The 20,903-nt window shown below is 46.5% G+C and carries 20 protein-coding genes and 1 other RNA gene; 5 read left to right on the forward strand and 16 right to left on the reverse strand.

Annotated elements, in window-relative coordinates; all coding sequences use genetic code 11:
• Positions 1-38 precede the first annotated feature (38 nt).
• Positions 39-482 carry a GNAT family N-acetyltransferase gene (locus tag Q369_RS0105000; protein WP_031526712.1) on the forward strand — a complete coding sequence of 148 codons (444 nt, stop codon included), beginning with the start codon at positions 39-41 and terminating at the stop codon, positions 480-482.
• 20 nt (positions 483-502) lie between these two features.
• On the opposite strand, the gene trmD is transcribed toward Q369_RS0105000, so the two are convergent.
• The 10 genes from trmD to fabG all read right to left on the reverse strand — a co-directional run bounded on the left by trmD (position 503) and on the right by fabG (position 10,857).
• Positions 503-1,177: a tRNA (guanosine(37)-N1)-methyltransferase TrmD gene (trmD, locus tag Q369_RS0105005; RefSeq protein ID WP_031526713.1), complete on the reverse strand. Its 675-nt coding sequence runs from the start codon at positions 1,175-1,177 to the stop codon at positions 503-505.
• On the reverse strand, positions 1,167-1,733 hold the full coding sequence (rimM, locus tag Q369_RS0105010; RefSeq protein WP_031526714.1) for a ribosome maturation factor RimM: 567 nt from the start codon (positions 1,731-1,733) through the stop codon (positions 1,167-1,169). The genes trmD and rimM overlap by 11 nt, the downstream gene beginning before the upstream one ends.
• An 84-nt stretch (positions 1,734-1,817) precedes the next feature.
• On the reverse strand, positions 1,818-2,372 hold the full coding sequence (locus Q369_RS0105015) for a 30S ribosomal protein S16 (RefSeq protein ID WP_031526715.1): 555 nt from the start codon (positions 2,370-2,372) through the stop codon (positions 1,818-1,820).
• 138 nt (positions 2,373-2,510) lie between these two features.
• Positions 2,511-4,019 carry an OmpA family protein gene (locus Q369_RS0105020; RefSeq protein WP_031526716.1) on the reverse strand — a complete coding sequence of 503 codons (1,509 nt, stop codon included), beginning with the start codon at positions 4,017-4,019 and terminating at the stop codon, positions 2,511-2,513.
• 59 nt (positions 4,020-4,078) lie between these two features.
• An RNA gene (gene rnpB, locus Q369_RS28230) (RNase P RNA component class A) lies at positions 4,079-4,486 on the reverse strand.
• Positions 4,487-4,593: 107 nt separating this feature from the next.
• Positions 4,594-5,934, reverse strand: coding sequence for a DUF4403 family protein (locus Q369_RS0105025; RefSeq protein WP_031526717.1), 1,341 nt, complete (start codon positions 5,932-5,934; stop codon positions 4,594-4,596).
• Between the two features lie 94 nt (positions 5,935-6,028).
• On the reverse strand, positions 6,029-7,009 hold the full coding sequence (locus Q369_RS0105030) for a Smr/MutS family protein (RefSeq protein WP_031526718.1): 981 nt from the start codon (positions 7,007-7,009) through the stop codon (positions 6,029-6,031).
• 36 nt (positions 7,010-7,045) lie between these two features.
• Positions 7,046-7,972 carry a DUF2279 domain-containing protein gene (locus Q369_RS0105035; protein ID WP_084165647.1) on the reverse strand — a complete coding sequence of 309 codons (927 nt, stop codon included), beginning with the start codon at positions 7,970-7,972 and terminating at the stop codon, positions 7,046-7,048.
• The gene (locus Q369_RS0105040; protein WP_031526720.1) at positions 7,959-10,034 is read right to left on the reverse strand and encodes a hypothetical protein; all 2,076 of its coding nucleotides are present in this window, start codon (positions 10,032-10,034) and stop codon (positions 7,959-7,961) included. Before Q369_RS0105040 ends, Q369_RS0105035 begins: the two co-directional genes overlap by 14 nt.
• Before the next feature lie 76 nt (positions 10,035-10,110).
• Positions 10,111-10,857 (reverse strand): 3-oxoacyl-[acyl-carrier-protein] reductase, encoded by a 747-nt coding sequence (gene fabG, locus Q369_RS0105045; protein ID WP_031526721.1) that lies wholly within the window; start codon positions 10,855-10,857, stop codon positions 10,111-10,113.
• A gap of 192 nt (positions 10,858-11,049) precedes the next feature.
• Between fabG and Q369_RS0105050 the strand changes: the two genes are divergently transcribed.
• Complete coding sequence (locus Q369_RS0105050) at positions 11,050-11,760, forward strand: SDR family oxidoreductase (RefSeq protein ID WP_031526722.1); 711 nt, start codon at positions 11,050-11,052, stop codon at positions 11,758-11,760.
• 1 nt (position 11,761) lies between these two features.
• Here Q369_RS0105050 and Q369_RS0105055 read toward each other — a convergent pair whose 3' ends face one another.
• From Q369_RS0105055 to Q369_RS0105065, 3 genes are read right to left on the reverse strand one after another with little or no spacing between them, the layout of a single operon-like run.
• A complete protein-coding gene (locus Q369_RS0105055; protein WP_229206736.1) occupies positions 11,762-12,826 on the reverse strand; it encodes a hypothetical protein in 1,065 nt (354 codons plus the stop codon).
• A 2-nt stretch (positions 12,827-12,828) separates the two neighbouring features.
• A complete protein-coding gene (locus tag Q369_RS0105060) occupies positions 12,829-13,461 on the reverse strand; it encodes an ABC transporter ATP-binding protein (protein ID WP_031526724.1) in 633 nt (210 codons plus the stop codon).
• A gap of 11 nt (positions 13,462-13,472) precedes the next feature.
• Positions 13,473-14,381, reverse strand: coding sequence for a hypothetical protein (locus tag Q369_RS0105065; RefSeq protein ID WP_031526725.1), 909 nt, complete (start codon positions 14,379-14,381; stop codon positions 13,473-13,475).
• A 250-nt stretch (positions 14,382-14,631) separates the two neighbouring features.
• On the opposite strand from Q369_RS0105065, the gene Q369_RS0105070 reads away from it, so the two are divergent.
• The gene (locus Q369_RS0105070) at positions 14,632-15,666 is read left to right on the forward strand and encodes an isoaspartyl peptidase/L-asparaginase family protein (protein ID WP_031526726.1); all 1,035 of its coding nucleotides are present in this window, start codon (positions 14,632-14,634) and stop codon (positions 15,664-15,666) included.
• A 41-nt stretch (positions 15,667-15,707) separates the two neighbouring features.
• Positions 15,708-17,129 carry an alpha-L-fucosidase gene (locus Q369_RS0105075; RefSeq protein WP_031526727.1) on the forward strand — a complete coding sequence of 474 codons (1,422 nt, stop codon included), beginning with the start codon at positions 15,708-15,710 and terminating at the stop codon, positions 17,127-17,129.
• On the opposite strand, the gene Q369_RS0105080 is transcribed toward Q369_RS0105075, so the two are convergent.
• Both Q369_RS0105080 and Q369_RS0105085 read right to left on the reverse strand, forming a co-directional pair.
• A complete protein-coding gene (locus Q369_RS0105080; RefSeq protein WP_031526728.1) occupies positions 17,126-17,398 on the reverse strand; it encodes a type II toxin-antitoxin system RelE family toxin in 273 nt (90 codons plus the stop codon). The two genes, Q369_RS0105075 and Q369_RS0105080, sit on opposite strands and share 4 nt — an antisense overlap.
• On the reverse strand, positions 17,392-17,679 hold the full coding sequence (locus Q369_RS0105085) for a hypothetical protein (protein ID WP_031526729.1): 288 nt from the start codon (positions 17,677-17,679) through the stop codon (positions 17,392-17,394). The genes Q369_RS0105080 and Q369_RS0105085 overlap by 7 nt, the downstream gene beginning before the upstream one ends.
• A 212-nt stretch (positions 17,680-17,891) precedes the next feature.
• On the opposite strand from Q369_RS0105085, the gene Q369_RS0105095 reads away from it, so the two are divergent.
• Positions 17,892-19,355 carry an alpha-L-fucosidase gene (locus tag Q369_RS0105095; protein WP_031526730.1) on the forward strand — a complete coding sequence of 488 codons (1,464 nt, stop codon included), beginning with the start codon at positions 17,892-17,894 and terminating at the stop codon, positions 19,353-19,355.
• 75 nt (positions 19,356-19,430) lie between these two features.
• Here the strand turns inward: Q369_RS0105095 and Q369_RS0105100 are convergent, their stop codons facing one another.
• Positions 19,431-20,507: a glycoside hydrolase family 76 protein gene (locus tag Q369_RS0105100; protein ID WP_084165648.1), complete on the reverse strand. Its 1,077-nt coding sequence runs from the start codon at positions 20,505-20,507 to the stop codon at positions 19,431-19,433.
• Positions 20,508-20,903: the final 396 nt, after the last annotated feature.

The raw sequence follows: 20,903 nt of genomic DNA on the forward strand, positions 1-20,903 counted from the left end.
TTCTCGATTCAAAGGTGTTTTAAGAATAAAGTATACAAATGAACATTTCAACCAGGCACGGTAAAGTAGAGGATATACCAGCGATTTTTGAGTTGGTGAAAGAGCTGGCTATCTACGAAAGAGCGTTGAACCAGGTATCCAACAATGTCGAGAAGATGACACGCGATTATAACGAAAAGCTATTTGATTTTTTCGTAGCCGAGTCTGACTCAAAGATCATTGGATTGTCGCTTTACTACTTCCGCTATTCCACCTGGAAAGGTAAGCGTTTGTATATGGAAGATATCATCGTTACCGAATCCATGCGTGGCAATGGAATAGGAAAGATATTGTTTGATGCGACGGTTTCGGCAGCGAAGCAAACGGGCTGTACAGGTATGTTGTGGCAGGTGCTTGACTGGAATACCTCGGCCGTTGGGTTTTACCGAAAGTACGGCACCAACTTCGACAATGAATGGATCAACTGCAGCCTGGACTTTTAATGTAGCAGGCTGCGTTGCAACTAGTCCAGCAGATCAGGTCTGCGTTCTCTTGTTCGTTGCAGCGCCTGCTCATAACGCCATTCTTCAATTTTAGCTTCGTGCCCGGACATCAGGATATCGGGTACCTTATGACCTTCATAATCTGCCGGACGAGTATATACAGGCGGAGCAAGCAGGTTATCCTGAAAAGAGTCCGTCAATGCGGAAGTTTCATCATTCAACACGCCGGGAACCAGCCTGATAATGGCGTCAGCGAGAACCGCAGCCGCGAGCTCTCCTCCTGATAGTACGTAATCTCCGATACTGATTTCTTTGGTAACAAACAGATCACGTACGCGTTGATCCACTCCCTTGTAGTGTCCGCAAAGCAATATCAGGTTTTCTTTCAAAGAAAGTTGGTTGACGGTTTTTTGCTTCAAAAGTTCACCATCGGGAGTCAGGTAGATGATTTCATCATAATTCCGCTCTGCTTGCAAAGCCTGAATGCAGCGTGCGATCGGCTCAATCTGCATAACCATTCCAGCGCCGCCGCCGAATGCATAATCGTCAATCGTACGGTGCTTATTGGTTGAATAGTCACGGATATCATGGACTTTTACCTCGGCGTGACCGGCCTGCTGCGCACGTTTCAGAATAGAATGTGCAAAAAAGCTTTCGAGCAGCGCCGGCACACAGGTTAATATATCAATCCGCATCATCCGGAATGTTTTCTGATTCTGAGTCTTTATTGAGATAAACGTCCAACAAACCGTCAGGAAGCTTAACCACAAGCTGTTTGTTCAACTTATCGGCTCGCAAAACAATCTCGACAGCAGTTGGAATCAGAACTTCCACCCCCTCGTATTCCATTGCGATCAGATCTTGACCATTCAATGCGTAAACATCCCGTACAATACCCAGTTCACCCACATTTTCGTCAACAACCGTGTATCCCTTTATCTCGTGATAGTAAAAGTTCTCGTGGCCTAGTTCTTCGAGATCTTCCAGGGGCAGGTACAATGAACTTCCAACCAATGCCTGTGCCTTCGCCATGGTATCCACATCTTCCAGCGCAACAATTGCATTGCCTTGTTTTTGAAGATTAATATCATCAATAAAGTAAGGGACCAAATCCCCCTTTATCTCGACGTAAACAGTTTCAAGATCTTCATAATCATCAGGATAGTCGACATCCAGAAAGAACACTACGTTTCCAGCAGTTCCGTGTGTTCTTACAATGTATCCCAGTAAAAAGCAATTATCCTGTGTCATGGATAATATCAATTAGGGTGAGTATAAAAAAATATGAGTCTGTACGGAGTTACCGACAGACCCATCCTGGTATGGAAGCAATGATTACTCCGCAGATTCCTCAGCTGGTGCTTCGGTTTCAGGTGCATCAGAAACTTCTCCTTCTGCCACTTCTTCAGTTTCAGCAACTGGTTCAGCAGGAGGTGTGTTTTTCTTAGCAATAGCTTCTGCACGAGCCTGGCTTACCTTGCGTTCTGCATCCAGTTTCGCCTGCTTGTCGGCATCTTTCTTCTGAGTCAAAGTATCAGCAGCAGTAGCTTTACGCTCTGTTTTCGATCCTTTCCACTCTTCAAAACGCGTATCAGCAACCTCCTGGGTAATTGCGCCTTTCAAAACACCAACCTGCAAGTGCTTGCGCAGCATTACACCTTCGTGTTGCAAAATAGAACGTGCTGTATCAGTTGGCTGTGCTCCTTTCAAAAGCCAGTCAACTGCTTTTGCTGATTCCAAAACGATGGAAGCAGGATTTGTACCTGGGTTGTAGATACCCAATTTTTCGATGAAGCGACCATCACGTGGTGCTCTGGCATCTGCGACTACGATATCATAGATCGCTTTCTTTTTGCGTCCACGACGCGCTAACCTGATTTTAACTGCCATTCTGAATTTGTTATAGCGGGAACTCGTCCCTGGATTAAACAGGGTGCAAAGGTAGGAAATTATCCCATGTTTCTAAACAGCATTTATAAAAAAAGGGAAGACTTTGCAGCCTTCCCTTTTGTCATTTCTTCAATCCGACTACCTGCGGAAACCAGCAGGATAAGTTGAACGGATCGTGTTATTTGGCAATATTTTGATTTCAACGCGACGGTTAGACTGCAGACCTTCCACAGTTGTATTCTCTGCGATCGGGCGGTACTCACCGTAGTATTCAGCAATGATGCGGCTAGGATCTGTGAGACCAGCCCGGATCAGGAATCTCTTAGCTGCGTCAACCCTGCGGCGAGAAAGTGCAACGTTATAGCTGTCAGAAGCACGTGCATCCGTGTGTCCTACCAGAACAATGCGGCAGTTAGTACGCATGTTCAACAATTCAACCACCTTGCTCAACGTCTCTTTTGAAGGATTGCGAATGATTGCTTTGTCGGTATCAAATTCGATGTTACTAAACAACGCTTCGCATTCGTCTTTCGGAAGGTTGTTTTTGATTGCATCTCTGATGATTTTGTCAATATCAAGGGCAACACCACCACCTGAGACGATACTTCCAGCAGGAGTATTAGGCTCTTTATCGAACAAGTCAGCTACACCGTCACCATCAGAATCTGTATAAAGACGTGGGTCTACCGGCTTAGGCATATTTGCTTTTGCGATTGAATCTGCATCTTCCATTGTAGGATTGTAAGGCACAGGGATCAAAGACTGTGGATTAGCCCAACGCAGGTGGTAACGTCCGCTTGTAGCGTCATACTTGCCTCCTTTTGCTCTTACTGCATTCTTGCCCAATTTGTAAGTCAATGCAAGAGACAACATTCCGTAGGAGTCATTTTTAGAATCTCCTTTTGCAAATGTCCAGATACCATTTTGCGTATCATAGTCGCTCAAACCACCTACCGTAGCATCAAGCTTTTCAGTATTTACGAAGTTATGTGTGTAGTCAAGTCCAAGATCAAAACGTGGAGTAAGTTCATAATGCAAGGTAAATCCCGCAGGTACAACCCATTCACGAGTATAAACAGAACCATTACGTTCCCATTTACCTGCTGTTTTAGAACTCGCATCAGTATTGGTTGAGAAGCTTCCTGGCTGACCGGTATTTACATCAGTCCAATCGATATCAGTGTGATAGTAAATGATACCAGCACCGAGGTGAGCATCAAATTTCCACCTCAACAGCTTCTTGTAACCTAACAAAAGACGGTTCAAATTCATCGTACCGTCAAGTGTCACCTGAACAAATGATGGACTATTGAATGTGGCACTGTAAGTTCTATTTGATAAAGAACTCAGGTGGTTATCCTTAGCTCCTTGCAAACGTCCATTATACCCTACTATCTGAACACCGAAAATCGGCGACAATTGCTTGTTAACAGAAAGGCCCCATCCGCCGGTAAGAACTTCTCTATCTCCGCGTCTGAAGCCATTGTAATGCGATAAATCACCGAAGAATTTTGTAATCCCCCCATATCCAGTAATGGACCAGGTATTCATTTTGTTGGGTCCATCATACGTTCGATTTTGGGCAAACGTATCCAAACTCAGCAGGGACAAACAAAGCAAAGCAACGTAAAGATTCTTTTTCTTCATGGGAAACACGCGTTATGTGATTCAATATTGCACTATAAAAATTAACTTAAAAACAAGAAAAAAGGGGTAAGCCTGTAAGCCGGGTTCTGTTTTCCCAAGCACCTTCGTACCCGAAAACTCCTACCATTTATCCAGGATCCAGGTCGCCCTGGACCTCTAACGATCTACCCGTGCCGGCGTTCCGAAGAACGGGGACGAGCAGCCCCGCAAACCAACACCTATTTGATCTTTCAGCCCGTAAGGTTTACCTTGCCCCGCCTGTCACCAGCCGGTCGGTGGGCTCTTACCCCACCATTTCACCCTTACCTCAACCTATAAAAAACATGCCAAGGCGGTATCATTTCTGTGGCACTTGCTGTCAAAAAGCCGTTTCCAACTCTTTGCCTTCCTGTTAGGAAGTACGGCGCTCTGCGCTGCCCGGACTTTCCTCTTCGGTAAAATACCGCAGCGGTAGGACAGCTCACTCCTTTCCTCTGACCACAAAGCTAACAAATACTTTCTTTCAACGACATCCAATTTATTATAAAAAGGAAAAAATTATAGCATCTATACGTACAATTATGACAGTTTTGCCTCAAATTCCTTTCAATCCGTCGACACGCAAATTGACCTTCCCGTGTGCAAATACGACAGAATAAAGGTGTTTTGGAGTGAGGTAAACCTTATCTGGCTGAATGTCCGAAAGCGTGCCTTTCAGTGTTACGCCGTCTGTAACTTTATAGTTACTCAGGGCTTTCTGGATAGTCTTCTTCGCTTCGACAATCTGCTCGCCTACCGGAAAAACCATCTTCTTCTCCATCATTCTGCTAAACTGCCCCTGTAACAACCAGCCAGCCGTTTTCACAATCGCATTGCGGGTATCCAGATCATAGTCGAGGCCTTTCAGCGACAATTGCTGCGTTGCCGGATCGTAGTAAGGGACACCTTTCAGGTAAATGAAGCCTGACATGCTGCCCTTCAATCCGGCCTTGATCACCAGCTTGTCATTCTGACCATACATTTCAACAGAGGTAACTTCTACTTTGTACTGACCGCCTAAAAACGAGAAAGTCTCGCCGGCAAACTTGGCAGTTGCGAGCCGGGCGGCGTCTTCGTAGGAAACCAGACTGATCAGACCAATTTTAAAATCCTCCGTGACCTTACTCGTAATTTGCAGATCGGGCAGCTTGGCGCCTGCCGTTACACTGGGTTTAGCAGCAGAAGTGATCGTCTGTGTATATCCTTTGATTCCAAGTACCGCGCGGATCACATTATTCTTGGCCAGCAGCGGCGTCATTACAATGCCGGTTGGAACTACCACCAGCCAGGTATCGAACTCCTTCGCAAGCATAACAGGCTGGCGGGCAATGTTCCACGCGAGCTCTGCATTCTTTTTTAGTTCCAGATTGTTAGCAACTTCTTCGTCGATTGCCTCGGTGATTTTGTCAAAGTTCTTGTTCAGCAACCGGCTTGCCATACTTTTGATCGGAATGTTCAAGCCCGCCACTTTAATGCTCGGATCGGAAATCCAATCGTAGCTGTCGACATAAGTTTCGGACTTGATCTGCCAGTTTGGAGAGATACCAATTTTAGAAATCAGCCTGATTTTAATGGAGAACTCAGTGTCTTTATAGCCGGACATGGTAATGCCGAGCGGACTGACTTTATAGCCCGCACTTACCCAGATTTTTAAAGGAACTTCAAAAAGGAACGAAGAGTCAATCGCAACTACCCGGATCGGACTGATTTTCCAGACCTTCGCTTTGAGATTGTCATTATCGTCATCTTCGTAGCTGTTGTCTTCATAAATAAGCCCCTTGATCTTTGCATTGATCTGCGTTTCGATCTCAGAAACCGGGATTTCTATCGGGATATTTAAAACCGACAAATGCTTTTCATTCTGAATTTCCTTATCCGAATACTTATATTCTTCCATAGGTGCTTGCGGGGAGGTACTTTTTGAGCGACATTGCCAGCTGCTCCACATAATGGCCGACAACAACGAAACATATAATATCCTGGCCAGCAGGTTACTTGATTTTGACGAGGGTAGCACCGTATCCGAATTTATCTTTTAATGCATCTTTGAAATATGCGACGTGCCTGTTTTTGCTCAGCCGCTTGTGCAGCTCATTCTTCAATGCGCCGCTGCCCGCGCCGTGAATAAAGGTAATTTCGTCCATTCCGTTTGCTATCGCCTTTTCCAGATTTTCTTCAAAGACGCTGAGCTGGGTTTTTACAATACTTTCAGTAGAAATACGGGCAGGATCTTCGACCAGCTTCTCTATGTGCAGATCAATAATTTCCTCTGGCTTTCCTACTTTCACCTGCTCTCCTGTTGCTCCTCTCAGCATACTTTCCTTCAAAGCTGCCGCGTCTATGTCTGACGGGATCTGCTCCTTTTTCAGACTTTCTTCATCCAACTGATAGACAAATGCTTCTTTGTCAAGTACCGGCGCCTTCTTCTTGCTTTTGTAAAATGACTGCGCGCGACATTTAATCCGCTTGGTCAGAGGCTGCGGAAGTATGTATTTACCTTCCCGGAAATACAGGATGTTAAAATCAAATACAGGCCAGTCCTCAAAATCTTTCATCAAAACCTCTGACAATTTTTGGGACTGACGAGGAAGCAACACACCGGCGCCCAATCCCGTTTGGACCTGATTACCAATGGAAGAGGCGGTGAATGGAAGTGTCCAGTCGGTGTTGTTAACTAAATGTACAGTAAGCGATTTGTCGTTAATGGAAACAAAAGCCAGGTAAATACCTTTTTCAGCAAACGGTGCATTCCTCGGAACGATCACGTCTGATTTTGCACTCGCCTTAACTATCTCGCTGTCTTTCTGCATCCGCTGAGATTCAACGGGGGAAATCGTCACGACCTCGTTCCGAAGAACCGGAATGCGGAATCCGTCTTCAATTTCTATTTCAACTACATTTCCTGGTAAAAAAGCATAGATAATGCCTTCCTCACGTCCATGTACTAACCTTACTTTATCTCCGATATTCATTTATATCCTATTTAGATCGTCTTTTTTCCCTGTTGGTTAAAAGTATAACGGCTTAAAGCCAATTCCGTTCCTGCTGAACTGTAATGCAGGGGCAGGTATTTTCAATGAGTTGACAAGGAATCCTATAGTTCGAACAAATTTACTCCTGCTTTTGATCTGGGTCAGATCGATATCCAGCGACAAATAGTACTGCCGGTAAGGCCGGTAACCCATTTCAATGCTTTTATGCGGTTCTGCCGAGACCATATCCTGAATTCCGTAACCTAGTGAAAAACAGAGCCAGGCAGGCCACTTACTTTCCTGAAAAAAAGATCTCGGACTTGCTGAAAGCCAGTAAGTCTGACCATTATAATCCTTCAACCAGCTCTCCGACCACGACTTCCCGAGTAGCTCCGGCCGCACCTTCGATAGTGATGTGGAGTGAAATGAGAATTTGGGATGAATGCGAACTTCGTCCCATAATGCCACTTGACCAAGGAACAACACCGAGCCCGTCAGATTGGCAACCATATCTCCCGGCGAAAATCCGTAGTCAGGTGAAAAGCCGTCGAGAATCTCAATGGGAGTTTGAAAGATCACTCCTGAAATCGCGCCGTAAACAAGCATCTGGCGCTTTGAAATACCTGTTTTTTTATAGAGCTCAGCGGTGTGACGCGCAATCTGGTACGATGTGTAAACGTGCCCCATTTTGTCCATTTGCAGCCACTCGCGGGTATCATCCTGAATTGTAAAGTGCGTGAGCGGCTGTTTATACCACGATTTGCTAAGCCCGTAAATCGTCCCGAGGTAGAGTGCAGACTGAGCCGCAAAAATGCCGCGCAGCATCGCATAGTTTGGGCGTTGTGCCTGCGACGTATCCGGTGTATTTGTTACAAAGAGAGAATCAGCTTGCTGCGAGAAGGCTGGCCTGATTTGAATGAAACAGAAGAAAATTGCACAAAAAATACTCCTAATATCCGCCATGGTACTTTCTTAATCCCCATTCAGCGCCGAGTAGTAGTATCAGCAGAAAAAATAACCATTTGAGATAGATCAGCTCAACCATTTCTTCCGAGCTGTCGAGGCGGTCAGCGGGCCGGTCGGCTTTCAGCTTTTCGACATAAGATGCAAGCGACGCAGGCATGATAAACGCTCCTCCCGAGCGGCTCGCCAGTTCGCGCAGCATTCCATAATCAGCAGTAGTATTGTTAAGTTCGAGGTCCACATTCCTGACTACAAACTGCCCCGCAGCCTTCTCCTGCCCGCCGCGCAATGCAGCTGACGCGGTGTAGCGATAAACTCCGTCAGATAGTCCGCTAATGCTGAACCGCGGCGACTCGCTGGTATGTGTGTAGGTAAATTGCCTCGTTTTCCCCTTCTCGTCGGTAACATCAAGCTTCACTTCCTGGCCAAATATAGGCTCGTAGATATCGTTGTAAATTTCTGTTTGAAAAGTAACCTGCTCGCCGGCTTCAAACTCATTCCTTGCTGGATAAACCCTGAACTTCCGTTTATCTTCTCTCAAAGAAAGTACCTGAATGAGCTTTTGGAACAAATTGTCGACGACATCCTGCTTATTGGTCTGTGCAAACTCCTCCTGCCGCCATTGCCAGATCCCCTCGCCTGCCAGCACCGCGATTTTCTGCTCACCGCTCGTGTTCAGTACCAGCAGCGGTTTTTGAGTATTCAATGTACCTACTTTCTGAAAAAGGATTGTTTCGGTACCAGATGACAGATTATACTCACCGAATGGAACCGAGAGTGGCGGAAGACGCTCTAATATTTTCAGGCTTTCCGTATCAAAATTCAGCTGCTGGAAAGCCGGATTGAATCGGGCTGTTACCTTATCAGTCTGGTTATTTGCTGCATTGATCGTCAGCGAGCGGTTCAGCGAATTGGCCAGTGGCACCGCCGATTGATTTCCCAGTATAAAGAACAAAGGTGTTTTAGCATCAATAAACTTCCGGATCTGCGCATTGCCAAGTCCCAGTACATTCGGGATTTGGTGTAAAATAACCAGATCGTAAGGTTTCGTTCCTGCCGGCGGAGTTGTTGAAATGGAGAGAATATTGATATCCAGCTCGTAGTTTTCATTCGCCTCAATCAGGCTGCGGAGACTTTTGATATCCGGGTGAGGCGCCAGCGCCATCAACAATATCTTCTGCTTCCCGTCGATGATATCAATATAAACATCACGGGTATTATTGCGTTTGGATGTTTCTCCTGAAACTGCCCCTATTTCCAATGTAAAATGTTGTACTCCTTTCTGGGAAGAAGTAGCTTTGAAATCAACAGCCTTGAAAAAGTCAGGACGATCTATTGCTACATTCTGGCTTTGGATTACCCGGCCGTTTTGTTTCAATGTAACTGTGGTCGATTTTCCGGCGAGTCCATTTGCTGCAATTTCAGCCCGGATCGGAAATTCATTTCCCAAATACGCAATCCTGTTATTCACCACATCTTTGATACGAATATCAAGATCCGGAACAGTATCCCCTACTGCCAGCGCGCTGATCCGGAATGGAAAACGATTGTAAGCCGGCGAAACGCCCTGGTTAACGATACCGTCAGAGACAAGAATGACGTCCGTCAGGTTTCTGCCTTCATAATTGCTCCTGATCGTCTGGAGCATTCCGGTAAGGTCGGTTTTGTTTTTGTCAAAGCGGATCGAATCGGCAGAAAGCTGTCTTGCCTGCTGATCCAGGGTCTCAATACCTACCTCAAACCCCGAAGCTACGAGCTGGGCAGTTGCATCCGCAACTTCCTTCATTACAGCTTGCCCGTATGCGCCGACAGACTCCGAGTTGTCGATCGCAAATACGATTTTAGCCTTATCAATGGAAGTTTCAGTCTTTCTGACCAGCGGACTGAGCAGCAGAAAACAGATCAATGCGACAGCAATCCCGCGGAATGCGGCCAGCACGTAGTTCCACTTTTTACCCCAGGAAGCAATTGGCTGGTAAAGCAGGAAAGCATACAACGTTCCCGCTGCCAGGCAAAAGAGAATAAACCAGTAAGGAGTTTGAAAGATCAGTTCGGACCGCATGTGCTCGGAGTCAATAGCTGGCAATGTTTACAATATACAATGAAACTGCCAGCTATTTTACAAACGAAGAAAGACACTATGTTAACATACCACCGTCTACCTGAAGTACCTGGCCGGTAATGTACCTCGATAAGTCTGAGGCGAGAAATACGCACGCATCGGCTACCTCTTCGGGCTGTCCGCCGCGCTTCATCGGAATGGACTGTTTCCATTCTTCCACCGCTTTGGATTCCACTGCACCAGTCATTTCAGTTTCGATAAAGCCGGGTGCGACTGCATTGGACCTGATATTACGGGAGCCCAGTTCAAGCGCGATGGATTTGGTAAAACCGATGATACCCGCTTTGGAAGCAGCGTAATTGGACTGTCCCGCATTGCCGCTGATACCCACAACCGAAGTAATATTAATGATAGAGCCGCTCTTAGCGCGGATCATGCTTTTAGTTGCTGCTTTGGTAAGGTTGAAAACAGATTTCAGGTTGATATTAATGACCGTATCCCATTGCTCCTCGCTCATGCGCATTAAAAGTCCGTCGCGGGTAACGCCGGCATTGTTAATCAGCACGTCGAGCTTACCAAAGTCTGCAAGTACATCGGTTACGAGCTGTTCAGCCTGTTGAAAATCGGCCGCATCGGAACGGTAGCCTTTTGCTCTCACACCAAATGCTTCGAGTTCCTTGGTAAGCGCCTCGCCTTTTTCAACGCTTGATAGGTAGGTAAAAGCCACATCTGCACCTTCTTCTGCCAAACGCAAAGCAATTGAACGTCCAATTCCACGGGAGGCACCGGTCACCAGCGCGACCTTGTTTTCTACTATTTTCATAGATGGTTTAAAAATCTGTCAAAAAAATAATGGTTGGCAAAAATAGGGTTTTAGATATTATGAAGTAAAAAACAGCCACATTTTACTGAATTGAGGAAGTTGCCTGAAACCTAGAAATATGCCATTCTCACAAACCTTCTCTCGTTTCCGGCTGTTACCTTTTTGCATTTATTTACCACAAATCTCAAACTAATGGCAGAAACTACTAAGACCGCACTGATTACCGGAGGCTCAAAAGGAATAGGTTTCGGGATCGCGGAAGTATTGATTAAAGAAGGTATCCAGGTGGCGATTACCAGCCGCTCAAAGGAAAATGCGGAGAAAGCAGCCGCGCGGTTGAACCAGATCCGTGAAGGCGCCGCGATCGGCATTGAATCTGATGTAAGAAGTTTTGAATCGCAGCAAAATGCGGTGAAAACTGTGATAGACAAATGGGGACAGCTCGACTATTTCATCGCCAATGCAGGTGTCGGACATTTCGCGCCTATCGCGGAGTTGACTCCGGAACAATGGCAGGAAACCATCGACATCAACCTCACAGGCGTCTTTTATAGTGCAAAAGCTTCTTTGGAAGCACTTACCCAGACAAAAGGTTATTTCATCAACATCGCCAGCCTTGCGGGTACCAACTTTTTCGCAAATGGTACCGCATATAATGCAAGCAAATTCGGACTCGTAGGTTTCTCACAGGCGATGATGCTCGACGTAAGGAGCGCGGGTATCCGGGTTACGACCATTATGCCGGGATCTGTTGCCAGCGAGTTCAATAATCACCAGCCTTCTGAAAAGGATGCCTGGAAAATTCAGCCGGAAGATATCGGACAAATCATTTCCGACCTGATCAAACTTCCTGCCCGCACTTTGCCAAGCAAGATCGAAGTAAGACCATCAATGCCGAAGTAAGTCAGGTTTTATACCATTTTGAAAAAAACCAGGTAGAAAAGAGCATTCCCGCAGCTGCCAGAATAAGCAGTGGGATTTTATACAAAATCAACAACGTCAGTGCGACGAAGCCGAAAAGAAATACTTTGAGGTGATCGTCGGGCTGACTTTGCTTTTTATACAGATACAAATGCGAAACTGTAAGAATCGAGACTCCGAGCAGAAAAAGCTGCAACAACTCTGCGGGACTTAATGCCGCATTCCGCATTGCTATCAGCGTTTCGGGCAGAATAACAATGGCGTGAAATCCTACTACCCTGGCAAACCGGCGCAGGTCTGGTACCGGCATTGACTTCTCCCAGAGGCAAACCTCATTTTCCCATTGATACAGTTCCATTGAAATACCGAAATTCAGTAGGTATGCAAGCGAGAGTCCTATTGCGGGCAGCCGCAGGTCGTAGTTATCGGTGGAATAATAGAGCATCGTGCCTGTTGCGACTAGTATGGCGCCCGTCTTGCCGGCAAGCAATGTAATACCCCGCTCCCGGAACAACCATTCAAAAATCCAGTACAGCCAGGAAGCCGGGCGTGGAAAAGGAATGCTGAAAAGGCCGGGATTCTTTCTTTTTACATATAAAACCGGATGTCTCAGCCGCCATTCTGCAACAGCGACCAGTGAAATGGCAAGGATACCATACATTGGAAAGACAGGCCAGACCCTGCCAGGTACCTTTTCCTGAATAGCAATGGAAGTCAGGTAAATGCCGTAGTACAATATAGGTTGTAAAAACCCGAGTGCGAGTACAAACAGTCTCCGCGCCCGCACCGCGCCCGGCCAGATCCGGGCACTATATATAAATGTATAATCAGGCTGCTGCCAGAGCTGATTAACAAATTGCGCGCAGACTAATGTGTACCACAACCATATTAGGAAAAGAAAGTGCATTCCATAATTGCCGGTCAGGAAGAATACCGCAAATGCATAATGCTCCGCTCCGCTCAGGAACCCGAAAAGGACGCCGACCAGCACCAGAAATGTACCGGCACGCCGCCTGAAAAACTCCGAAACCGTTGATAGCAGGAGCATTTTCATAGCATTGGAACCAGCGTTTTGTTTTGCAGCGCAAAGCTCTCGCTTACTTGAAGACCTTCCTGCTGAAATGGCTGATGTGAAGAAAGTAAAAACGTGACACCGGCCGCGCGATATTCGCGAATGAGGTCAAAAAGGTTCTCGCGCGCTTGCCGGTCAATGGTGATCAGCGGTTCGTCGAGGATAATGATTTTGGGATTACCAAGGAAAGCCACCGCCAGGGAAACCTTCTTCACCATTCCGCTTGAACAGCTTCCGAATGTATTGTTAAGGTAATTGATTCCAAGCTTGTCGACCAAATGTTCCGCCTGCTCTTTTGGCGCTTTTTTCGCATTGGCTATAAAATCGATCAGGTCACGCGGGGTAAGGAATGCGGGATAGAGCGGCTCTGCCTCGCCCAGGTTCAGCCGCAGCCTGTATTCCACGGGATGTTTTATGAGATCGAACTGCCCGTCAATCATTACTGACCCGGTACAAGGCAGCATTCCGGCCAGCGTTCTGAAAAGTGTAGACTTACCCGCGCCATTTTCTCCGTGAATCCAGTAGATACCTCCGCTTACCTGAAAGTGCGCGACTGCAATGATCTCCACATTGCCGTACTGCTGATGAAGATCGCGGATTTCGAGCACCATAAGTCTTCCGGTTATTGCTTGAAAGTTTTTGATTTCGGGTCAAAACCAAACTCGTCGACCAGCTGCTGCAATGCAACTGACTCCTCATATTTATACAAATCCTGGTTGAAGAGCGCGTCGTGCCCGGCGTTTTTCAGACTGATCCAGCTGTGGGTCGCGTACGGATCATAATCAAAATGCCGGAAAGAATGCCCGAGATTGTTCATATCTGCAAACCATTTCACACCTACATCCAGACGGTCGTAGCTCCCGAATGCAGATCCCTTTCCAACCGGCAAAGTATCTTTTCTGGTCTTTTCCAGGTCGATCATTGCCACGTATTCATTCAGTCTGCATTCCGGAAGCGGCCAGGGCGTAGCGGGATCAACTACTTCGGTGTAAGTGGAAGTTCGCGCCTGCGGGTATTCGGTAGCCAGCTGTAAAAGCTCCTGGTACCCAGGTTTGTATTGCGTGTAAATTTCAGGATTACAGAGCTTCGCCTCGAAAGCCGGACATCCCCAGCACTGCCCGATACGTCCGATGCCCGAAGTACTGCCGATCTGCTGCAGATATTCTTTGACCAGGTCCGCCTTGAAGTATACGTCGTTATGAATGACGAGCAAGTATTTCGCCTTTGATTTTTCCCACGCATACTGATACCGGATCGCGCGTCTGAAAAACGGCAGTTTTAATAAAATCCTGAATTTGAGATTTCCTGTCCAGAGCCAGAGACTCGGCTTGTAGTAGACAATCTTGTCGCCTAAGTAATCAAGAACAAACTTAAAATTGGAAGGTTCGGGCTGTTTGGTTTCCTCAACGAAGTAGATTTTATTGATCCATTGCCCCGACTCTTTCATTAACGTGAGCAATGTCATTGCGGTTTGATAAGGTTTACCGTACGCATTTATAGCTACGTCAACACTATTTTTAGGAAGGTTCATGATGAAGCGGAATTTAACTGACTAACTGTTCTCTGTGGTGATATGGACATTTAAACGCCGAATTTCTGTTAAATCAGCATACAAACAAAATGTTGACCGGCCTAACTACTCAACAGAAGGTACACGATCGAAAATTTTGTATTTTCATTTGCCGGGACAACTTAGCCCAGTATATTTGAAAAAATTTGAATTAATAAGTAGGTATTTTTAAAATATTTAGAAAGTTATTCCCAAACATCTTCTCTCTTCTATGAAATCCAACCGCCGTTCTTTTCTCCAACTTTCTGCATTGGCGCTGCCTTTTGCGAAGGTTAACGACCTGTTCGCCAAGAGCAAGCCGGTTAATAAGCCTATTGTGATATCCACCTGGGACAGCGGACAAATCGCCAATGGAGGTGCCTGGCCGGTTCTTGAAAACGGCGGAAAAGCATTGGATGCAGTGGAACAGGCAGCAATTGCCATGGAAAATGAAGTGAACTGCTGCGTTGGATTAGGCGGTAATCCGGATCGCGACGGGCGCGTCACTTTGGATGCGTGCATTATGGACGATAAGTTCAACTGCGGTTCGGTAGCCTTCGTGGAGCGCGTGAAACACCCGGCTTCACTCGCCAGAAAACTAATGGAAAATACACCGCACGTTTTTATGGCGGGCGAGGGTGCGCAGCAGTTTGCAGTAGCGAGCGGCATTAAACTCGAATCGGGTGAATTGTCTCCTGATGCCGCAAAAGCCTATAAAGAATGGTTGAAAAAAGCTGAATACAAGCCCATTATCAATATTGAACACCAACAATCCAAGCCAAAAGGTCACGGTCCGTTTGCGCCCAGCCACTTTGAAGACGGGTCAGTAAACCACGATACCATGGGAACGCTCGCTTTGGATTCAGCCGGCAACTTGTCCGGAATGTGTACCACCAGTGGAATGGGCTTCAAAATGCGCGGGCGTATAGGCGACTCCCCAATCATCGGATCCGGACTTTATGTAGATAATGAAGTAGGCGCTGCCACAGGTTCAGGCCAGGGAGAAGAAGTGATACGCATTTGCGGCACCCACACCATTGTAGAGCTGATGCGGAATGGCGCTTCACCCAAAGAAGCCTGCAAAAAAGCGATCGAGCGCATTGTCAAGATCAATCCCGAAAAGGCAAAAACATTTCAGGTTGGCTTTATTGCGATCGATAAAAACGGTGAAGTCGGCGCGTATTCTCTTCAAAAAGGTTTCAACTACACAGTTACTGAAAAAGACGGCAAAGGAAAGGTGATTAATGCCGAAAGCCACTTTGCCTGACATTCACTTCCTATATCAATTCTGTTACTATTTTTTTCAAAATGAATTTAAGATCAGCGGCAATCCTGCTCTCGGGATTGCTTTTAGGAAACCTGTCTCTTGCCCAGCAGCATTCGGAGCAGGACCATTCGAAGTATGTAGCACCCACCGACCCGCTGGTGCAGCAGAAGCTTAGCAAATGGCAGGATATCAAATTCGGCTTGCTGATGCATTGGGGAACATACAGCCAGTGGGGCATCGTGGAATCGTGGTCGCTGTGCCCGGAAGACGAAGGTTGGTGTGAGCGCAAAGGTCCGCATTCTCACGATTGGTACGAGTATAAAAAAGCCTACGAGGAAATCCCAAAAACTTTCAACCCCGTCAAATTTAATCCGGAAAGATGGGCACAGGCAGCCAAGAATGCAGGAATGAAATACGTGGTTTTTACAACGAAGCACCACGACGGGTTCGCGATGTTCGATTCCAAGTACACGGACTATAAGATTACCAACACGCCATTTAAATCAAACCCAAAAAGCAATGTGACCAAAGAAGTACTGGCCGCGTTCCGCAACCAGGGTTTTATGACTGGTACCTACTTTTCTAAACCTGACTGGAATACTGAATTCTACTGGTGGAAGTATTTTCCACCCAAAGACCGCAATGCTTCTTACGATCCAAAGAAGCGGCCTGAGCTGTGGACAAAGTTCAAAGATTTCACTTACAACCAGATAGAAGAGCTCATGTCGGAGTACGGTTCAGTCGACATTCTGTGGCTTGACGGTGGCTGGGTACGTCCATTGAATACGATTGACCCGAATATCAGCTGGCAGAAGAGCATTCCTTACGAGCAGGATATCGATATGGCGCGCATTGCCAAAATGGCGCGATCGCATCAGCCTGGCCTGCTGGTTGTGGACAGAACGGTTACAGGTGAATTCGAAAATTATGTAACACCCGAGCAATCAATCCCTGAACATTATATGTCAATCCCCTGGGAATCCTGTATAACAATGGGCGACTCGTGGTCTTACATCCCGAAAGAGAATTTTAAATCGACAAGGAAGCTTGTTCACACTTTGGTGGACATTGTCGCTAAAGGCGGAAACCTGCTGCTCAATGTAGCGCCGGGACCGGACGGAGAATGGCACGAAGAAGCGTACTCGCGGCTGGAAGAAATAGGAAAATGGATGAATGTAAATGGAGTGGGTATCTACGAAACCAAACCGCTGGCGCCATACCGTCAAGGCAAATGGGCTTACACTAAAAAGGGTACTACCACTTACGCGTTCTATCTCGCGGAAGCAGGTGAAAAGCTGAGTGCCAGTTTGAAACCGGAGGGATTAACGCTTCCAGCAAACGCAAAAGTTACATTTGCCGGCAGCAAAAAAGCATTGAAAGTAAAGGATGGAGCGATCCAGCTACCCGCAAAAACAGTAGCTGAATTAGGTGATCAACCTGCTTATTTGTTGGTGATTGATTAACGAGGGAATGATTTGTACACGTTGCCGCGGGCTAAAATCCGCAGCAACGTGACATTAGGCTGAATGTATTCAATCCCGATCCGCCAATCACCAACTCGGATCCGGTAGTACTGACTTTCCTGACCTGCCAACTTCTTGTAATCAAGGCCGGAGAATTCAAGATTTTCAGCTTCTTTCAACTTCAAAATGATCTTGAAAACCCGGCTCTGAATGTCCTTTGGAGCTCTTTCCAAATCCTTCTCAAATCTCCTGTGGTATTCTACTACCATCCCATTCTTTTTATGAGATCGTCGATTGGGTACCGCGGCTCATTGCTTTCAGCACGCATTAATTCAAGAAGAAACAGGTCTTCCAGCTTTTCGCTTTCGATGATGTCAAGTATTTTTTTCATCTCGTCCGGCGTCCAGTTTCCGCGCTGCTTTTTAACACTGAACGTTGGAGCCGGCATGCCGATTTGCTCTGCCAGGTAAGCATTCTTGAAGCCGGACTCCTTGATCAACAGGCTCATGTTTTTCCTTAATTCCATATAATCATCAACAATATTGAACATAGCATGAAATGATTTGGAACGTTGAAGAGTATTCAAATTTATAAATAAAAATTAAGGATTTTGTTATGAAAAATCTGACTAATGGTAACACTGAGGCAGGCCAGGAATTATGAAGCAACATACTCGACAAAAATCGACGAACTGATTTCAAAAAAACCGATCTTCACTTTTTCGATATCACCCGATACCTACTACCTAATATTTATAAAGAAATGATCAGACCTGTAGCCGCTTTTCTTTTACTTACTGCGCTGAATACCTTCGCCCAAACCCCGCCCAAACCCTACGGAGCGACGCCGGCACCAAGACAGATACTCTGGCATCAGACGGAAGTTTACGGCATTATGCACTTCACTCCCACTACTTTCGAAAACAAAGAATGGGGCTTTGGAGATGCTGATCCGAAAACATTCAACCCAAGTGATTTCAATGCAGAACAGATCGTACTTGCCGCAAAAGAAGGTGGCCTGAAAGGTATTGTGCTCGTGGCAAAGCACCACGACGGATTTGCGCTCTGGCCTACCAAAACGACAGAATACAACATCACCAAAAGTCCGTTTCGCGACGGAAAAGGGGATTTGGTGAAAGAAGTAGCCGACGCAACCCGCAAGCACGGTTTGAAATTCGGAGTTTATTGCTCACCCTGGGACCGTAACAACGCGAAATACGGCACACCGGAGTACCTGGCAATTTACCGCGAGCAGCTGCGCGAGCTGTATACCAACTATGGTGAACTGTTTATGTCGTGGCACGACGGTGCAAATGGCGGCGACGGCTACTATGGCGGGGCAAAGGAAAAACGCTCCATTGACAACACTACCTACTATCAATGGGATTCAACCTGGACAAACCTGACCCGCAAATTGCAGCCAAATGCAAGCATTTTCAGTGATATCGGCTGGGATGTCCGCTGGGCAGGTAATGAAGACGGCAGTGTGAATGAAACCTCCTGGGCCACATTGACACCAAAACCTTCCGAAGGACAGAACGTAGCGGTGCCCGGACAGGCCAATGCAACCGAAAACCCGGGCGGTACCCGCAATGGAAAATTCTGGATACCCGCCGAATGCGATGTACCACTTCGAAAAGGCTGGTTTTACCACCCCAATGAAAAACCTAAAACTCCGGAGAAATTATTTGACCTCTACCTGAAAAGCGTAGGCCGCGGCGCGGCGCTTGACCTCGGGCTTGCTCCCGACACACGCGGCCAGCTGCACGCCGACGATGTTGCTGCATTGAAGGCGTTCGGAGATCATGTTAAACAAACTTTTGCGACCAACCTGATTGCAAAAGCCAGCTCCAAAGCGGTAAACGTAAGAGGTTACAACTCCATTTACAGCGCCAAAAATCTGCTGGACGGAAAACCTGAAACTTACTGGGCCACAGACGATGATTTTAAAACCCCGGAAGTGATCTTTGACCTTGGCCAGCCCGCTGTGTTTGACATTATCTCCTTGCAGGAATTCATCAAGCTTGGTCAGCGTATCGAAGAATTTGCAGTAGACGCATGGCAGGGAACGGAATGGAAAGAAATCCATAAAGGCACCAGCGTCGGCGCGAAAAGGATCGTCAAACTGGAAGCTCCGGTTACTGCGCAGCGGATCAGGCTGCGGATTACCAAGTCGCCGGTGAGCGTGGCAATCAGTGAGTTCGGGTTGTATAAAGATTCAGAATAAGTCTAACCTCATAAAAGCAATTTCCCCAATAAGTATCCGACTTATTGGGGAAATTGCTTTTATAGCCCATCCGTATTACTCAGCAGTGAGCCGCGCCAGGCGCGCGTACATTTCTACCATTGCACCCTGGTCGATCAGCGTTTTTTCATGCTTTCTGCCGATCAGGTTGTTTTCGTCCCGCTCCTCTTTCCAGATCCGCTCCGCATCGTCTACAAAAAAAGCAAAAGTACTCTTGTCCTTTGTTACCTTGTACAATTCCTCATATCCGCGCAGCAGGACCACATTGAACCAATAATTCGCGGGCAGCTTATTGTTGACGTAAAAGAAATCCTTCGCAGCCTGCGCGATCGTTTTTGCTTCGTCCAGATACTGCTGCTCTTTGGTAATCTCATATAAAAGCACATTCGATTGCAGCATTGTACCAGTATTATAAGTGTACTTGGCAGAGTCAATTTTCATGGATGGGATCTTGATCGCATCCCAGTAAGTACCCTCTGGCGAGCGCAGGTGCTTGTTGGTCCATTTATACAGATCAAGCGCAGTATCGAGGTATTCTTCCTTTTGATTGATTTTGTACAATTGCAGTGCAACCAGTATCCCCGGACCATTTGAACAGGTATTCTTGGTATTCTTCTCGTCTTCCTTCCAGTAAATGCCGCCGCCGGATTTCTGGTCATAGCCGGTCATCATAAACATGTATATTTCCTCCGCTAATTTGAGGTAAGAGGCATTTTTTGTCCGGTTGTATGCGTCAATGGCGGCTATTGCGATCCATTGATTATCGTCGTAAAACCGCGAATCCTTTTGTTCTTTGGTCACATAAGCCTGGTACCCCGGTGCCGGTGCGTCGTTGTTGCGGTACTTGCTGATCGCATTCAAGACGGGCTTCATAGCCTGTCCTCCCGGCATCAAAGCATCTGCTTCATTGGCCGCCTGCATCAACGCACAAAGCGGCCAGAGAAATGAATGCGGCTTCTCATTTTTTCCATTTGTTTCAATATATAAACCTGTGGCTGGCTGGTGAAATACCTTGCTGATATTCTGACTGATCAGCGCGATCCGCTGCTCATATTCGGCCTTGTCCTGTGCATTGCCTTGGAAGAAAAGCAAACAAAAAAGCATAGAAAGTGACCATCGGGTACTTTGTGTCATAGTTTAGTGAATTTGATACTTCCTTGCTAAACCTGGCAGGCTGCGTTATTTACTCTTATACTGAGTACGCTCCCGGCCACCCCGCCCCTCCTCACAGCCTGAAACATTTCGATTTTAGGAAAATAATGCAATTTTATTTTGATTTTTAAAGGAACTACAAAAGAGTATTTTATGCATAATACACATGACCTATATTTGGTCAATGTGCAACAGTTTCTGCTAATTATGGAACATTAAACACCTTATTCCTAAAACTAACTTTTCACCATAAACCACTTGCCTATACATGAAAAAAGGTGAATGATGTCGCCACATCATCCACCCGAATTAACCCCCAACCAGATTGTCTCACCCGGATTGCTGCCCCGAAAGGAGCATGGGATTTTGTTTGCCGAT

Origin of the sequence: Dyadobacter crusticola DSM 16708 (genome assembly GCF_000701505.1) — a bacterium.
GTDB classification, from domain to species: domain Bacteria; phylum Bacteroidota; class Bacteroidia; order Cytophagales; family Spirosomataceae; genus Dyadobacter; species Dyadobacter crusticola.

Excerpts from the sequence above, each read along its gene's own strand:
- Q369_RS0105000 (WP_031526712.1), top strand. The coding sequence starts at position 39 with ATGAACATTTCAACCAGGCACGGTAAAGTAGAGGATATACCAGCGATT.
- trmD (WP_031526713.1), bottom strand. The coding sequence starts at position 1,177 with ATGCGGATTGATATATTAACCTGTGTGCCGGCGCTGCTCGAAAGCTTT.
- rimM (WP_031526714.1), bottom strand. The coding sequence starts at position 1,733 with ATGACACAGGATAATTGCTTTTTACTGGGATACATTGTAAGAACACAC.
- Q369_RS0105015 (WP_031526715.1), bottom strand. The coding sequence starts at position 2,372 with ATGGCAGTTAAAATCAGGTTAGCGCGTCGTGGACGCAAAAAGAAAGCG.
- Q369_RS0105020 (WP_031526716.1), bottom strand. The coding sequence starts at position 4,019 with ATGAAGAAAAAGAATCTTTACGTTGCTTTGCTTTGTTTGTCCCTGCTG.
- Q369_RS0105025 (WP_031526717.1), bottom strand. The coding sequence starts at position 5,934 with ATGGAAGAATATAAGTATTCGGATAAGGAAATTCAGAATGAAAAGCAT.
- Q369_RS0105030 (WP_031526718.1), bottom strand. The coding sequence starts at position 7,009 with ATGAATATCGGAGATAAAGTAAGGTTAGTACATGGACGTGAGGAAGGC.
- Q369_RS0105035 (WP_084165647.1), bottom strand. The coding sequence starts at position 7,972 with ATGGCGGATATTAGGAGTATTTTTTGTGCAATTTTCTTCTGTTTCATT.
- Q369_RS0105040 (WP_031526720.1), bottom strand. The coding sequence starts at position 10,034 with ATGCGGTCCGAACTGATCTTTCAAACTCCTTACTGGTTTATTCTCTTT.
- fabG (WP_031526721.1), bottom strand. The coding sequence starts at position 10,857 with ATGAAAATAGTAGAAAACAAGGTCGCGCTGGTGACCGGTGCCTCCCGT.
- Q369_RS0105050 (WP_031526722.1), top strand. The coding sequence starts at position 11,050 with ATGGCAGAAACTACTAAGACCGCACTGATTACCGGAGGCTCAAAAGGA.
- Q369_RS0105055 (WP_229206736.1), bottom strand. The coding sequence starts at position 12,826 with ATGCTCCTGCTATCAACGGTTTCGGAGTTTTTCAGGCGGCGTGCCGGT.
- Q369_RS0105060 (WP_031526724.1), bottom strand. The coding sequence starts at position 13,461 with ATGGTGCTCGAAATCCGCGATCTTCATCAGCAGTACGGCAATGTGGAG.
- Q369_RS0105065 (WP_031526725.1), bottom strand. The coding sequence starts at position 14,381 with ATGAACCTTCCTAAAAATAGTGTTGACGTAGCTATAAATGCGTACGGT.
- Q369_RS0105070 (WP_031526726.1), top strand. The coding sequence starts at position 14,632 with ATGAAATCCAACCGCCGTTCTTTTCTCCAACTTTCTGCATTGGCGCTG.
- Q369_RS0105075 (WP_031526727.1), top strand. The coding sequence starts at position 15,708 with ATGAATTTAAGATCAGCGGCAATCCTGCTCTCGGGATTGCTTTTAGGA.
- Q369_RS0105080 (WP_031526728.1), bottom strand. The coding sequence starts at position 17,398 with ATGGTAGTAGAATACCACAGGAGATTTGAGAAGGATTTGGAAAGAGCT.
- Q369_RS0105085 (WP_031526729.1), bottom strand. The coding sequence starts at position 17,679 with ATGTTCAATATTGTTGATGATTATATGGAATTAAGGAAAAACATGAGC.
- Q369_RS0105095 (WP_031526730.1), top strand. The coding sequence starts at position 17,892 with ATGATCAGACCTGTAGCCGCTTTTCTTTTACTTACTGCGCTGAATACC.
- Q369_RS0105100 (WP_084165648.1), bottom strand. The coding sequence starts at position 20,507 with ATGACACAAAGTACCCGATGGTCACTTTCTATGCTTTTTTGTTTGCTT.